Raw genomic sequence first — 13604 nt, forward strand, 5'->3', positions numbered from 1 at the left:
TCAGCCCAGCCGCAAGAACCCGGCCAGGTCGGCCAGGTCGTCGGGTGCGGCGGGCAGGTATTCGGTGAGCAATGGCGAGCGAATGATGATCGCCTTCCACATCGCGCGGCACAGCGCGGCGTGGAGCAGATTGCGTGCCAACAGGAACGGCATGCCGTAAGGGGCGTCGGCAGGGCTGGACGTGGTCATCGAGAGCAGCACCACGGCCGCTTCCCTGCCTCGGAACCGGTCCGGCGTCCCCACCAGCACGTCCTCGATCTTCGCGCGGGCCAGCATGGTCTTTATCCGCCCGACCTGCGCGGCGTACGGAGCCACCACGAAGATGTCGTGCGGGTGCAATCGTCGGGTCGTCGCACCGATCGTCCACGACATGCCCAGCAGCGTGCGGACCCGGCGCACCACCTCGCGGGCCTCGGCCACCGATTCGGTGGAGTTGCCGTGATGGTCCACCAGGACGGTGCACACGCCGGGTTCCTCGCCGTCGAGCTGCCGCGCGAGCGTGACGGTTTCGTTGGCCCGCAGGCGGCCGTCGTAGTACAGCCGGGAGAGCGGCTCGCACAGCGCAGGATGCATCCGCCAGGTCCGGTCCAGAAAGTAGCCGCGCTGTGCGGGCAAGGTCTGGCGGCCCTCGGCCAACCAGCCCAGCACCGATTCGCCGACCGGGGCCGGATGGGCGCTGCGGGCTGCCGATGGCATGGGATCGCCGAGCAGCAGCAGATTTCGCGCGCTTACCGCGACGGCCACGGTGTCGGCCAACGACAGGCGGCCCGCGTCGGCGACCACGAGCAGGTCGAGGCTCGCGCGCGGCACCACGTCCGCGTTCGCGAAATCGGCCGGGATGCCGCCGAGAACACAGCCGCTGATCGCGTTGTCCAGGAAGCGCGGATAGCGATCGGCGTCGATCACGGCCCACTCCGGGGCGACCGTCGCGACATCCTTCTTGGCGACCAGCTCCGGGAGTACGCCGATCCGCACGATCGCGTCGAGCAGATTCTCCACAGTCGAATGTGCCTGCGCGACAATGCCGATCCGCCATTTGTGGCGGGTGACCAGGTGCTCCAGCACCCGGGCAGCGGTCGAAGTCTTGCCGGTGCCGGACGGTCCCTGTACCGCGAGATAGGAACGGTCGAGCTCGCGTACGGCGGCGGTGATAGCCGCGGCGTAGTCGCCGTGCACCGCGGGCAGCCCGGTGTCCCCGCGCAGCCGGGGCGGGCGACGTACGAGAATGTCGAAGATCGCCTCTCGCGGCGCGTCCGGCAACGTCATGAGCAACTGCTGAGCAGCGAATTCGACCGCCATCTCGGCGTTCTCATCCCAAGCCGGCAGGCCGGGCGCGATCGCGGTCGGCAGCTCGTCGTAAGGTTCGCAGCCGTCGGGCAGCAGTTCCTCCAATCGGACGGTGTCGTCGAACTCGGCGTCCACCGAGCAGCCGAGCACCGTCGCGGTCGCGGTGGCGCGCCGACCGACGGCAGTGACCATGCCCGCGGCGACCGGCCGATCGTAGAAGGTGTAGACGGCGGTGCCGGGAGTCAGCGCGCTCGGCCCTGCCGCGCCGCTCCAGCTCCTTGCGATCCGGCCGGTCAGCGTCAGATACCGCCGCATTGTCGGCCGGTCCGGGCGGCGATGCCACTTGGTGTCGACCGTGCCCCAGTCGGCGACCAGAACGCCAGGCGCGTCGGCCCATTCGTCCACGGGATGGCTGAGCCGGTCGGCGTGCGCCCACCACAGCGGCTGCCGTTCGCGCCGGTGGTAGCCGAGCGCCGCGGCCATCATGGTGGAGGTGTGCAGCGGATCGCCGAAGCCTGCGGCATACTCCGCGAGCGCGGCCTCCAGAGACGACGGACGGGACGGGGGCACGGACTCCGACTCGCCGGGGCCTGCGACCGTGCACCACGAGCTGGCCTGCTCCAGCGTCACCGCCTGCGGGTCGATGCGCTGCTCGGCGGCGCGGTCCAGTAACCAGTCCCGCAGCCGAAGTACGGTCAGGCAATCACGTTCGGCGGCGGGCGAATGCGCCACACCGGCGAGTAGCCGCCGCAGTCTGCTCAGCCGGTAGGACCGCTCGCCGATGATCATGGCGTTGCGGACGATCGGGTACAGGTCGACGAAGACGCCGTCGCACAGCAGCTCATCCACGATCTCCTCACCGACGCCGTGCCGCCCGGTGCAGCGCAGCAGTGCTGTACGCACCGCCGAGGTGTAGTGGTACACGTGCAGGTCCGGATACATCCGCCGCCGCCGCACGAGATAGTCGAGCACCTGCTCGATCGCGCCGCGCTGTCCGGCTGTCTCGCTGTCCGGCCCGCCCGCCGCACCGAACGGGCCGCGGAACGACAGGTGCACGGTGCCCGGCCCGCCCACCTCCACGGTGAGCGGAAGTCGCCCGCCGCCCTCGATGGTGAGCGAGAGATCGCCGGGGGACGGCGGCGGCAGCGCGCCGAGCGCGATCGGGTCCACCAGGCTGTGCGTCGGCCGGCCCGAGAACTCATGCCGCAGTTGGATTTCCGCCTGGCGGCGCAGGGCGGACAAAGTGCGCGGCGGCACGCCTGGCACCGAGAGATCGCCGGCGACCAGCCGATCGATGGTGCTCACGCCTGCTTCGCGCAGACGGGTGCGCGTCGCCGACGGCATGCCCGCCACGAGCAGCAGGTCGCGCGCGGCGGAGAGGGCGGCGGTGCAGGTCCGGCAGCGGCCACAGGCGAGATAGCGAGGGTCGCCCCACTGCACCGGTAGTAGCTCACTGAGCTTCTCGCCCAGAATGCGTTCTACCCGGCGCCTGCGCGCGCGATATACGGGAAGCAGCTCGCTCAACGTGTGGGCGCTGCTCCCCTCGGCAAGGTGCAGCCGGATCAGCGGCGCGCCCAGCGCGCCGGAGCGGTCGAGGGCGTCGGCGCACGCGGCGAGTTCCACCGCGGCGCCGACCCGGTCCGTCCCGGTGGGCGCGGTGCCGTGCACGGTGTAGCGGACCCGATGGTCCGCGCGGACGAGGAAGTCGCAGGAGTAGTCGAATCGGCCGTCGAAGAAGGTCGCGCCGTGGATCACGGGCACGCCCGCGCGCAGCGCCCCGAGGGTCTGAGCGTGCGCGGCCGTCAGCGCATCGATCCGCTCGGCGGGTTCGCCGGGGTGGTCGGGTGGACGGTCGATCTCCACCATCGTGCCGGCGAACCGCGCGCGGTAGTCGGCGAGGCGGCGTTCCAGGGGATCGTCGAATATGTTCGGCGGCTCGGGCGCCCGTTCGGCGCCCTCGGATTCGGCCTGGATGGTGCCCAGTTCGGTGTCGAGGGCGCGTAGCAGTGCGAATTCGCAACGCGCCGCGCGCACGAGATCGACGGCGGTGCAGACGACACGATCACCGAACAGGAACAACCGCGGCCCTCCTGTGTCTTCGCGGGACACCCGCTGCCGGTGTGCGCCTCATTGCGCACCGACGGCAACACTGTAGCTAGCGCGTCTGACCTCGGCGTACCCTCCCCGGTTCAGGAGCGTGGCTTACGCCGCTCCGTTCGCTTTGCGCCGTCGCGCTCCCGGCGCGGACCGCGGGTGAACGAGCGTTGCTGCGGCGGACCCTGGTCGAGCTGCAGCTGGATCAACACGCCACCGATCCTGGTGCGCCGCAATGCTTCCAGCGTTTCGGCCGGCAACTGCGCGGGCAGCTCTACCAGGCTGTGGTCGGGGCGGATGCTGATATGCCCGAAGTCGCTGCGGCGCAGGCCGCCCTCGTTGGCGATGGCGCCGACGATCGCGCCGGGCACGACGCGATGCCGCTTGCCGACGCTGATCCGGTAGGTCGCCAGCTCTGTTCCGCTGGCGCTGTGTACACCGCCGCCCGGTCGGTCGTCCTCGAAATGCCGTGCGGGCCGCTCGCGCGGAGCCCGGTCGCGCTGCGGACGCTCTACCGGCTCGGGCTCGGGTTCCATGAAGAAGTTGTCACCGTCGTAGGAGCCGATGGCCAGCGCCGCCGCGATGTCGGCCAGCGGGATGTTGTGCTCGCGCTCGTAGTCCTCGATGAGCTTGCGGAACAGCGGCAGATTCGCCGAGGCGAGATTCTCGGTGATGGTGTCACCGAACTTGGTGACGCGCTGTGCGTTGACGTCTTCCACACTGGGCAGCTGCATTTCGGTCAGCGGGTGCCTGGTGGCCCGCTCGATCGACTTGAGTAGGTGCCGCTCGCGCGGTGCGACGAACAGCAATGCCTCGCCGCTGCGCCCGGCCCGCCCGGTGCGGCCGATGCGGTGCACGTAGGACTCGGTGTCGTGCGGGATGTCGTAGTTGACCACGTGTGAGATGCGGTCCACGTCCAGCCCGCGTGCGGCGACGTCGGTAGCGACGAGGATATCCAGCGCACCGGACTTGAGCTGGCCGATGGTGCGCTCGCGCTGGTTCTGCGCGATGTCTCCGTTGATCGCGGCGGCGGAAAAGCCCCTGGCGCGCAGTTTTTCGGCCAGCTCCTCGGTGGCCTGCTTGGTTCGAACGAAGATGATCATCGCCTCGAACGATTCGACCTCGAGGATCCGGGTGAGCGCGTCCAGCTTGCGCTGATGCGAGACCTGCACCCAGCGCTGCGTGATATTGGTCGCCGTCGAGGTCTTCGACTTGACCGTGATCTCGACCGGGTCGTGCAGATACTGCTTGGAGATCTTGCGGATCGCGGCGGGCATGGTCGCGGAGAACAGTGCCACCTGCTTGTCCGACGGCGTGTCCGCGAGGATGCGCTCGACATCCTCCTGGAAGCCCATCTTCAGCATCTCGTCGGCCTCGTCGAGCACCAGGTACTGCAGCTGCGACAGGTCGAGCGTGCCCTTCTCCAGATGATCGATCACGCGGCCTGGCGTGCCGACCACGACGTGCGCGCCGCGGCGCAGGCCGGACAGCTGGACGCCGTAGCTCTGGCCGCCGTAGATCGGCAGTACGTGCAGGCCTGGAATGTGCGCGGCGTAGCGGCCGAATGCCTCGGCGACCTGGATCGCGAGCTCGCGGGTCGGGGCCAGCACGAGGGCGCGAGGATGCCTGCCGACGACTTCCAGGCCCATCAGGATCGGAATGGCGAAGGCGGCGGTCTTACCGGTACCGGTCTGCGCGAGACCGACGACGTCCGCGCCGGAGAGCAATGGGGGAATCGTCGCGGCCTGGATCGGCGAGGGCGACTCGTAACCGACATCGGCGATGGCCGCGAGGATGCGGTCATCGATACCGAGATCGGCGAAAGACGGGCCGTCGGTGTCCCTGTCGTTGTCGCCAGGAACGCTGTCGACCTGATTGGTACTCATTGACCAGGAGTTTACTGCCTCGTGCTGGTCGCCAAGGCCAGGGCCCCAATACGGTGAGACCTATGCGACTGGACAACTCGCGCGGACATCGGGACCCGACGCCGAATCAGCTGGACGTGGCGGTCGTCCAGTTCGCCCCGTCGACCGATCCATCAGCCAACCTCGCCGCACTGCGCGAGCACGTGCGAACGGCCCGCGACCGCGGCGCGCGGGTGGTCGTCGCGCCGGAGTACTCGATGTATGCCGTCACCCGGCTGGACGAGCGCGTCGTTGCCATCGCCGAACCGCTGACCGGGCCGTTCGTCACCGGCCTCGGCGGCATCGCGCGCGATTCCGGGGTGTTCCTGGTCGCCGGAATGGTGGAGGAGGTCGCTCCCGGCGGCGATCGGATCCGCAACACACTCGTGGTGCTCGGACCCGACGGAACCCTCGTCGCGCGCTATCGAAAAGTGCACCTCTATGACGCCTTCGGACACCTCGAATCCGACGTGGTCGAGCCCGGCGCGATCGAGACGCCGGTCACCTTCACCGTCGCAGATGTGACATTCGGCATGCAGACATGCTTCGATCTGCGCTTCCCCGAAGGCGTTCGGCGGATCGCGGCGGCGGGTGCGCACGTGCTGCTGCTGCCGGCGCAGTGGATTCCCGGCCCGGCCAAGATCGACCAATGGACCACGCTGGTGCGGGCGCGCGCCATCGAGAACACCGTGTATGTGGCCGCCGCCGATCAGGCCGTGCCGCGCGGCGCGGGTGCCTCGATGATCGTCGACCCGACCGGCGTGGTGCTCACCGAACTCGGCGATGAGCCGGGCGTCCTTACCGCCGGAATCGACCTCGCGTATCTGGGCAAGGTCCGCACCGTCAACCCCAGCCTCGCCTTGCGCCGATTCGCGATCAACGAGCGCGGACCGGAGTAGCGTCCGGGTGGATGGTCTACTCCGATCGGGCATCGGCCGGTCGCACGCTCGGTGCGCTTCTGGAACACCTGCGGACGTCGAACCCGCTGGTGCTCGGTCTGCCGCGCGGCGGCGTCCCGGTGGCCGCCGCGGTGCGTGAGGTGATCGGCGGTGATCTCGACATCCTCTTGGTCCGCAAGCTCGGAGTGCCCTGGCAGCCGGAGCTGGCGATGGGCGCCGTCGGCGAGGACGGCGTGCGGGTGCTGAATCCGGATGTGCTGTCGCACACCGCGGTCTCGCCCCGGCGACTGGCCTCGATCGAGAACGCGGAGCGCGCCGAACTGGAGCGGCGCAGGCTGGTGCTGCGTGGCGGCGCGCCACCGGTTCCGCTGGACGGGCGCACGGTGGTGATCGTGGATGACGGGATGGCGACCGGGGCCACCGTCGTGGCCGCCTGCCGTGTGGCGCGTCTGCACCAGCCCGCGCGGATCGTGGCCGCGATCCCGGTCTCCTCCGAGGAGGCGTTACAGCGCGTCACCGCCGAGGCCGACGAGGTGGTCTGCCCGTGGGTGCCGCGCTCGCTCGGCGGTGTCGGCGCCGCCTACCGTGACTTCCATCAGCTCGCGGACGACGAGGTCACCGCGCTGCTGTGCTGAGCGGGGCTCAGCTCTCGGCGATGCGTTCGCGGTTGCGCCGGCCTCACGTAGCGTCAGCGTTTGCCGCGCGTCGTGGTATTTCCCGGACAGCACACCGCGGTGGATCAGCGCTCTGCGTACGACGTGATGGTGTGCGTGGCCGCGGTGACCATGGGGCGCAGGTGGGCGGCGAACCCTTCCGCCGTCACGGCGACGATGTCGACGTCGGCGCCGGTGCGGACCGCGTATCGCCCGTCTCCGACCACGTCGATCCAGCACAGTACGCCGAACGGGCGGGGCTCGCCCGCACCGCTGCGGGCGGAGACGACGATCTGGCCGATGCCCTCGCGCGGCTGCTTCAGCAGCTTGCGGATTCTGGCCGATGGCGACGGTCCGGCGACGGGGACGGTGACCAGGCCGCGGCTGTCCTCTTCGACCTGGGCACGGGGGGCGGTCAGGCGTGGGAGAGTGCCGGGGGTGTTCTCCGGCAGCGTCGAAACTACGCGCGCGGCAAGGTTTTTCGGGCTGCCGACGAACAACCGCACCGCATCGCCGCGGTCCGGGGTCGGGCCTGGACGCTGCGCCGCGACCACCGCGATGTTCCCGCATGCGGCGCCGAGAATCCGGACCGGCCGCGCCGGCGGGCTGGGTGCCTGCCCGCATTCCGCCTCCGGTGTGGGAGGTGGCGCGAGTGGACCACTATCCCAGTGCGGACCCGGTTCGTGCGGGATCGGCACCGGATCTCGCTGCTGACCGAACACCTCGACGCGCAGGTCCGGCTGAGCGAGGATGCGCAGCGCCGCTTCCAGATCCGCGTCCAGCACGCGATCGCACCAGCCGCTGAGCGCGGGTAGTTGCGCGGCGCGCTCGCCGGTGTCCCGCGCGGACAGGCGGATGGCCAGCGGGTAGGGGATCCGATCGCCGTCGGTGCGCGACCAGGCCAGCGCGAACTGGTCCGGGGTCAGCGTCCAGTTCACTCGTACTCGGTCCATTCACCGAGCACGGGCGGTGTTGTCGGATCGAGCGACCCGATCAGTTCGCCGCCGTCGTCGGAGGGCTCGAGGTAAGTCGGGAGGTCGTCGAGGTCGAACTCGTCGTCCTCGTCGTCGACGTGCACGGTTCGTGCGCCCACCGCGTTGGCGGCGACGCTCGAGCCTGGTCTTGGGGTGTCGGTGGTGGCCAGCGCACCGCCCATCAGACCGCCGACAGCGCCCGCGCCGAGACCGGTGACCGTGTCGTTGCCCGCGTTGTCCGTGCGTCGCTCATCGCGTTTGCGCTCCTCCGCCGGAACCAGGTTGCTCGTGCCCGGGGTGGTCGATACGACGATCGGCGCTGGAGTCGCGGCCGCCGTCGTCGTCGGCGCGGGTGTGCTCGTGGCGGGAGCGGCCCGGAGCCGGGTCCCTGCCGGGATCACCGACTGTGGCGCCTCGGCGGCGACAGACGCGACGCGGGGTGCGTTCGTCGGCGTGTCGGCCCGGACGACGGTGTCGGTGGGAGTGGCTCCGGCCGTCGTTGTCGCGGGTGCGGCGGCGGGCGTCTGGTCGGTGGGCGCCCCGTCCGCGCTCGAGCCCGCCGATTTGGTCCCCTGTGCGGGCATGTGGAGCGATGAAAACCGTCCGTCGAGTGCTTTCGGGCTGGTGCCGGTCACCTCGGCCGCCGGCGCGCCGGGCGCCACGTCGTCCGCCTCGTCGGGGAACGCGGGGACATCGGTGCCCGTCCGGATGAACACTCCCGCATAGATGTCGTTCATCGCACGCACGACGTCCTGGCGTGCGTGCTCGCCCTCCTTCTGTCCGTCGATGTTGCTGGTCGCCTGGGTCGGATCCAGGAGGGCCGCGGCAAGATCCGGCGTGACTCCGGACGGCTCCGACACCGCGGCACGCAGCGCCTCCGCCGCGTCGCTCGCCTGACCAAGGCGCTGCGAGACCACCGCGAGCACATCGGCGAGGTCCTGGCCGCTCTGCTCGAACACACGCACGACGGCGACCGCGCTCTCGGCCGCGCCGCCGCGCCAGCCGTCGGCGATGGCGGCGCGAATCTCGGTGTGCGCCTGGAAGATCGCATCCGCCAGGCCGGCGGCGGAATCGGCCCACGCCTGCTCGCCGCCGGCGAGCACTGCGGGATTCAGCAGCTGGACTTCGGCGTGGATCTCGGCGTGGGTGAGGTTGTCGAAGATTTCGACGTTCGGCGCGTAGGCGGGGTCGGTGCGCCGGTGCGTGGCCCGCTCGGCGGCGCGCGGCATCTTACGCATGTGTGTCTCCCGTCACGTCGATCCGATCGACCGCCGCGGCGAGGGCGTGGTCGGCACCCTGGTAGGCGGCCGCCGCCGCACGGAAGGTCTGTGCGAGTTCCCTGGCCCCCGTGGCGTATTCCCGCAGCCGGGCGATCGCGCCGTCGGCTTTGCGCTCGAAACCGGCGCGCAGGGCGTCACCGGAGGCGAACCCGCCGAAGCCGGGCAGCGAGGTCGCCGCGTTCAGCACTCGGATCTGCGCTTCGACCTGGTCGGCGAGCTGCTCGTACCGGCGCGCGCACCGTTCGTGTGCGCCGTCCGCCACGAGGAGGCCGTCGATCCACAATGTCCCCTCGTCGACCGCCCGATTCAGCGCGGCGACGTCGACACCGGGCGCCGTGATCTCGGCGGGTGGCACTCCGCCGAACCCGTTCTCGTTCGATGGCATGTGCGCCCTCCCCCTTCCTCACCCGAAGCGTGTTCGGTTCACGGATGTCGCGCCGACCCCACGACGACACCCTGCATCCAGTCCGCGATATCAGCAGCCACCCGCGCGTGCACCGGCTCGTGCAGCAGGTCGTGCCCGGCGTCGGTGTACTCCCGCAAATGTACCGATTCGTGGCGGCTAGTCCAGACCCTGATCGCATCGATCGGCGCGCGCCGATCTTCGACACCGTGCACCGCCAACACCGGAAGCCGGCGTGGCAGCGGCGTTCCCGGCGCGCCGGGCGTACCGCCGCCGAGTGCGCGCTTCGGCACGCCGGACAGCACCAGCCCCGCTAGCGTGTTCGTGGGCAGGGCAGGCCGCAGCGGGTAGGCCCGCTCGAGGACGGCCGAATCCGGTGTCGCCTCCGTCGAATCCGGCACCGCGGCGCCGAGCATGCCCAGTGCGGTGACCGCGCCGAGTGAGTGGCCCATCAGGATCAGCGGCGTGTGCGGCTGTGCGGCGCGGGCCAGCTCGACCAGGTGCAGCGCGTCGGCTACCAGCTCGACGAGGGTGCCCGGCCGGTCTGCGTCGCCCTCGCTCAGCCCGTGTCCTGAGGTGTCCAACGCCCACATCTGGATGTTGGCAGGTTGCAGGGTGCGGGCGAGACGGTGATAGTGGCCGCTGTGCTGGCCCATTCCAGGCAGCAGAACGACGGTGAGCACCGGGCTTTCGGTCGGCCACCACCGATAGTGCATCCGGCCGCGGGCGCCGTCGAAGAATGGCATTCGTCGATCTTGCCAAAGATCCCGCTGGTCATGGGACGCCACATGTACTCGGAGAAGATCGCTACACTGCGCGGCGACCTTCCCTACCGCCGAGCTGAGGTGCCCGTTGAGAACCTCCCGCCGTCCAGGCGCCTTGCTCCTACCCGCCGCCGTGCTCGCGCTGACCTTCACGTCATCGCCGAGCGCCACCGCCGACCCAGCCGCCTCGATGATCGCCTCCTGCGCGCCCGCCGCGTCCGCGACCGCGGTGCCCGCCGGGCTGCCGTTGCTCGACTGGTCGGAGAACGTGGGGTACGACGCGCAGGGCAACTTGTGGGTTTCTCGCCTTTTCCGCAATGAGGTTCAACGCTACGACTCGGCGGGCACGCTTACCGCGACCGTCCCGGTCGAATTTCCAGGAGCGGTCCGGCTGGGTCCGGACGGACTGCTCTACGTCGTCTACGGCGACACGCCGACCAGCGTTGTCCGGCCCGGCGGTGTAGTCCGCTTCGACCCCTCGGACGCCGTGCCGACACCCGAGGTGTTCGTCGCCGGGTTCACCATGCCGAACGGCGCCGCGTTCGACCCGAGCGGCAACCTCTACGTCGCGACCATGTCCGGCGTGGTCCGGGTCCGTTCCGACGCCGATGTCGACATCGCGTGGGGCGAGCCGGTGGCCGGGCTCGCCGCCAACGGCGTTGCCGAGTACGACGGCGTTCTGTACGTGACCACCAACGGCGGCCCGCTCGGCCGGATCGTCCGCGTCCCGATCGCCGCGCCCGCCGATCGCAGCACTGTCGCCGATCTGTCCTCGCCGTTGCCCGGTCTGCCGGATTTCGCCGACGATCTCCTGGTCGACCCGGACGGCATCCTCTACGTGACGACTCTCGCGGGCCAACTTGTCCGTGTCGATCCGACGAGCGGTGCCGCGTGCGTGGTCCTCAGCGGCCAGCCGATGACCGCGGTCGTCGCCGTACCCGGACACCCGGACGAATTGCTCGCGGGCACTGAAAGTGGCGCTCTCCTGCGCATCCGCCTGTCCCGCTGATCGATGAACCGCCCACCTCGTCGTCACTCGCACCGACGGCGCAGAGGTCATATTTTGTGTGCTGATACCCCAGTGGATCGAACGTCCACTGACCGACAACGCTATACGCGACATGCACCGGCGCGGATCCCCAGCGTACAGATGATGGGGTGGTCGAAGCCGAATCGCCGGATTACGTACGAGCCGGAATTTTTCCCTGCCAGTGTGAATGTGTTGGCGGATTACCGCTAACAGACTTGACGAATGACATATTGGGATGTCACTCTTAATATGGGAAGACACCAGAAATCGGGTGTCCATTTTTTTCTCCACCCTCGACATCTGTTGAGTTCGGGTGTAATTTAGGACTCCGCGCTGGGGCGCGTGCTGTCCAACTCTCGAAATACGAAATGACTGTAGAAAGTGGCACTGTCGGCGTGCCATTTTCTACAGGTTGTTGTCGAGTCATGTTCGGGCAGCGTCCGGCACCGTGCGCAATGTGAAATACAGCCCACAGGACAAGCAGATACCGTGACGGCCGCGCGAACGCGTGGGCGGCGCGAGGTGCTGGAAGGACGCATCTTGGCAGTCTCGAGTCAGACCAAGGTCAATGCCGGAATACCCGCCGATACCAGAATCTCCGGGGCGCCGAAGCGGGTCTCGTTCGCCAAACTCCGTGAGCCCCTCGATATTCCGGGGTTGTTGGACGTTCAGACAGAATCGTTCGAATGGTTGATCGGTGCGCCCGCCTGGCGTGAACGGGCAGCGGCGCGCGGCGACTCACGTACGGGCGGATTGGAGGAGGTGCTCGAGGAACTCAGCCCGATCGAGGACTTCGCCGCAACGATGTCGTTGACGCTCTCCGAGCCCCGTTTCGAGGAGGCCAAGGCTTCGATCGAGGAATGTAAAGACAAGGATATGACCTACGCGGCGCCGCTGTTCGTCACCGCTGAGTTCATGAACAACAACACCGGTGAGATCAAGAGTCAGACGGTCTTCATGGGAGATTTCCCGATGATGACCGACAAGGGCACGTTCATCATCAACGGCACCGAGCGCGTCATTGTCTCGCAGTTGGTGCGCTCGCCGGGTGTTTACTTCGATCACACCGTCGACAAGGTCACGGATAAGGATCTACACGGTGTGCGCGTCATCCCGTCGCGTGGTGCGTGGCTGGAATTCGACATCGACAAGCGCGACACCGTCGGTGTTCGCATCGACCGCAAACGCCGTCAACCCGTGACAGTCCTGCTCAAGGCGCTCGGCTGGACCAGTGCGCAGATCGCCGCACGGTTCGGTTTCTCCGAGATCATGATGACGTCCCTGGCGAAGGACAACACGCCGGGCACCGATGAGGCGCTGCTCGATATCCATCGCAAGCTGCGCCCGGGTGAGCCGCCGACGAAGGAGTCCGCGCAGACCTTGCTGGAGAACCTGTTCTTCAAGGAGAAGCGCTACGACTTGGCGCGCGTCGGTCGCTACAAGATCGACAAGAAACTCGGTATCCACACCGGCGAAGTCATCGGTTCACGGGTGCTCACCGAGGAAGACATCGTCACGATCATCGAATACCTGCTGCATCTGCACGCGGGTGATTCGGCGATGACCGCGCCCGGTGGCATCGAGGTACCGGTCGAGGTCGATGACATCGACCATTTCGGTAATCGTCGGGTGCGCACCGTCGGTGAGTTGATCCAGAACCAGATGAGGGTGGGGCTGTCGCGGATGGAGCGCGTGGTCCGCGAGCGGATGACCACTCAGGATGTCGAGGCGATCACGCCGCAGACGCTGATGAATATCCGTCCCGTCGTCGCGGGGATCAAGGAGTTCTTCGGAACCTCGCAGCTGTCGCAGTTCATGGACGAGCGGAACCCGCTCGCGAGTCTGACCAACAAACGTCGCCTGTCGGCGCTCGGTCCGGGTGGCCTGAGTCGGGAACGCGCTGGTCTCGAGGTCCGTGATGTGCATTACAGCCATTACGGCCGGATGTGTCCGATCGAGACCCCGGAAGGCCCGAACATCGGGCTGATGGGTTATCTGTCGGTGTACGCGCGGGTCAACCCGTTCGGCTTCATCGAGACCCCGTACCGAAAAGTGATCGACGGCAAGGTGACCGACGAGGTCGACTACCTGTCCGCCGACCAGGAAGACCGGCATGTTGTGGCACAGGCGAATGAGCCGCTCGATGCCGAGGGGCGCTTCGTTGATGCCCGAATCGTGGTGCGTCGCAGGAATTCCGAGGTCGAGCTCGTTGATTCCGGCCAGGTCGACTATATGGATGTGTCGCCGCGTCAGATGGTGTCGGTGGCGACGGCGATGATTCCGTTTCTCGAGCATGACGATGCCAACCGTGCTCTG

9 protein-coding genes and 1 pseudogene are annotated in these 13604 nt (G+C 68.5%); 4 read left to right on the forward strand and 6 right to left on the reverse strand.

All coding sequences use genetic code 11. The annotated features are described in order from the left end of the window. Nucleotides 1-3366: an AAA domain-containing protein gene (locus AB0H00_RS28250; protein ID WP_357272189.1), complete on the reverse strand. Its 3366-nt coding sequence runs from the start codon at nucleotides 3364-3366 to the stop codon at nucleotides 1-3. A gap of 110 nt (nucleotides 3367-3476) precedes the next feature. Then, complete coding sequence (locus AB0H00_RS28255) at nucleotides 3477-5267, reverse strand: DEAD/DEAH box helicase (RefSeq protein WP_357272191.1); 1791 nt, start codon at nucleotides 5265-5267, stop codon at nucleotides 3477-3479. 62 nt (nucleotides 5268-5329) lie between these two features. Between AB0H00_RS28255 and AB0H00_RS28260 the strand changes: the two genes are divergently transcribed. Further along, nucleotides 5330-6184 carry a carbon-nitrogen hydrolase family protein gene (locus AB0H00_RS28260; RefSeq protein ID WP_357272193.1) on the forward strand — a complete coding sequence of 285 codons (855 nt, stop codon included), beginning with the start codon at nucleotides 5330-5332 and terminating at the stop codon, nucleotides 6182-6184. Nucleotides 6185-6195: 11 nt separating this feature from the next. Next, the gene (locus tag AB0H00_RS28265; protein WP_357272195.1) at nucleotides 6196-6819 is read left to right on the forward strand and encodes a phosphoribosyltransferase family protein; all 624 of its coding nucleotides are present in this window, start codon (nucleotides 6196-6198) and stop codon (nucleotides 6817-6819) included. Between the two features lie 104 nt (nucleotides 6820-6923). Here the strand turns inward: AB0H00_RS28265 and AB0H00_RS28270 are convergent, their stop codons facing one another. From AB0H00_RS28270 to AB0H00_RS28285, 4 genes are read right to left on the reverse strand one after another with little or no spacing between them, the layout of a single operon-like run. Beyond that, a complete protein-coding gene (locus tag AB0H00_RS28270; RefSeq protein ID WP_357272197.1) occupies nucleotides 6924-7790 on the reverse strand; it encodes an ESX secretion-associated protein EspG in 867 nt (288 codons plus the stop codon). After that, the gene (locus AB0H00_RS28275; RefSeq protein ID WP_357272199.1) at nucleotides 7772-9049 is read right to left on the reverse strand and encodes a hypothetical protein; all 1278 of its coding nucleotides are present in this window, start codon (nucleotides 9047-9049) and stop codon (nucleotides 7772-7774) included. Before AB0H00_RS28275 ends, AB0H00_RS28270 begins: the two co-directional genes overlap by 19 nt. Continuing rightward, a complete protein-coding gene (locus AB0H00_RS28280; RefSeq protein WP_357272200.1) occupies nucleotides 9042-9476 on the reverse strand; it encodes a hypothetical protein in 435 nt (144 codons plus the stop codon). Before AB0H00_RS28280 ends, AB0H00_RS28275 begins: the two co-directional genes overlap by 8 nt. Nucleotides 9477-9514: 38 nt before the next feature. Beyond that, a complete protein-coding gene (locus tag AB0H00_RS28285; protein ID WP_357272203.1) occupies nucleotides 9515-10240 on the reverse strand; it encodes an alpha/beta hydrolase in 726 nt (241 codons plus the stop codon). 106 nt (nucleotides 10241-10346) lie between these two features. Here AB0H00_RS28285 and AB0H00_RS28290 point away from each other — a divergent pair, with 106 nt between their 5' ends. Together AB0H00_RS28290 and AB0H00_RS28295 are read left to right on the forward strand one after the other, a co-directional pair. Continuing rightward, a complete protein-coding gene (locus AB0H00_RS28290; RefSeq protein ID WP_357272205.1) occupies nucleotides 10347-11267 on the forward strand; it encodes a hypothetical protein in 921 nt (306 codons plus the stop codon). 561 nt (nucleotides 11268-11828) lie between these two features. Continuing rightward, nucleotides 11829-13604 (forward strand): annotated as a pseudogene (locus tag AB0H00_RS28295) (DNA-directed RNA polymerase subunit beta); the annotation flags it as partial.

The organism is Nocardia sp. NPDC023852, assembly GCF_040639505.1.
Taxonomy (GTDB): Bacteria; Actinomycetota; Actinomycetes; order Mycobacteriales; family Mycobacteriaceae; genus Nocardia.

Coding starts and splice junctions, on each gene's coding strand:
- AB0H00_RS28260 (WP_357272193.1), top strand. CDS start 5,330: ATGCGACTGGACAACTCGCGCGGACATCGGGACCCGACGCCGAATCAG.
- AB0H00_RS28265 (WP_357272195.1), top strand. CDS start 6,196: ATGGTCTACTCCGATCGGGCATCGGCCGGTCGCACGCTCGGTGCGCTT.
- AB0H00_RS28285 (WP_357272203.1), bottom strand. CDS start 10,240: ATGCCATTCTTCGACGGCGCCCGCGGCCGGATGCACTATCGGTGGTGG.
- AB0H00_RS28275 (WP_357272199.1), bottom strand. CDS start 9,049: ATGCGTAAGATGCCGCGCGCCGCCGAGCGGGCCACGCACCGGCGCACC.
- AB0H00_RS28255 (WP_357272191.1), bottom strand. CDS start 5,267: ATGAGTACCAATCAGGTCGACAGCGTTCCTGGCGACAACGACAGGGAC.
- AB0H00_RS28270 (WP_357272197.1), bottom strand. CDS start 7,790: ATGGACCGAGTACGAGTGAACTGGACGCTGACCCCGGACCAGTTCGCG.
- AB0H00_RS28280 (WP_357272200.1), bottom strand. CDS start 9,476: ATGCCATCGAACGAGAACGGGTTCGGCGGAGTGCCACCCGCCGAGATC.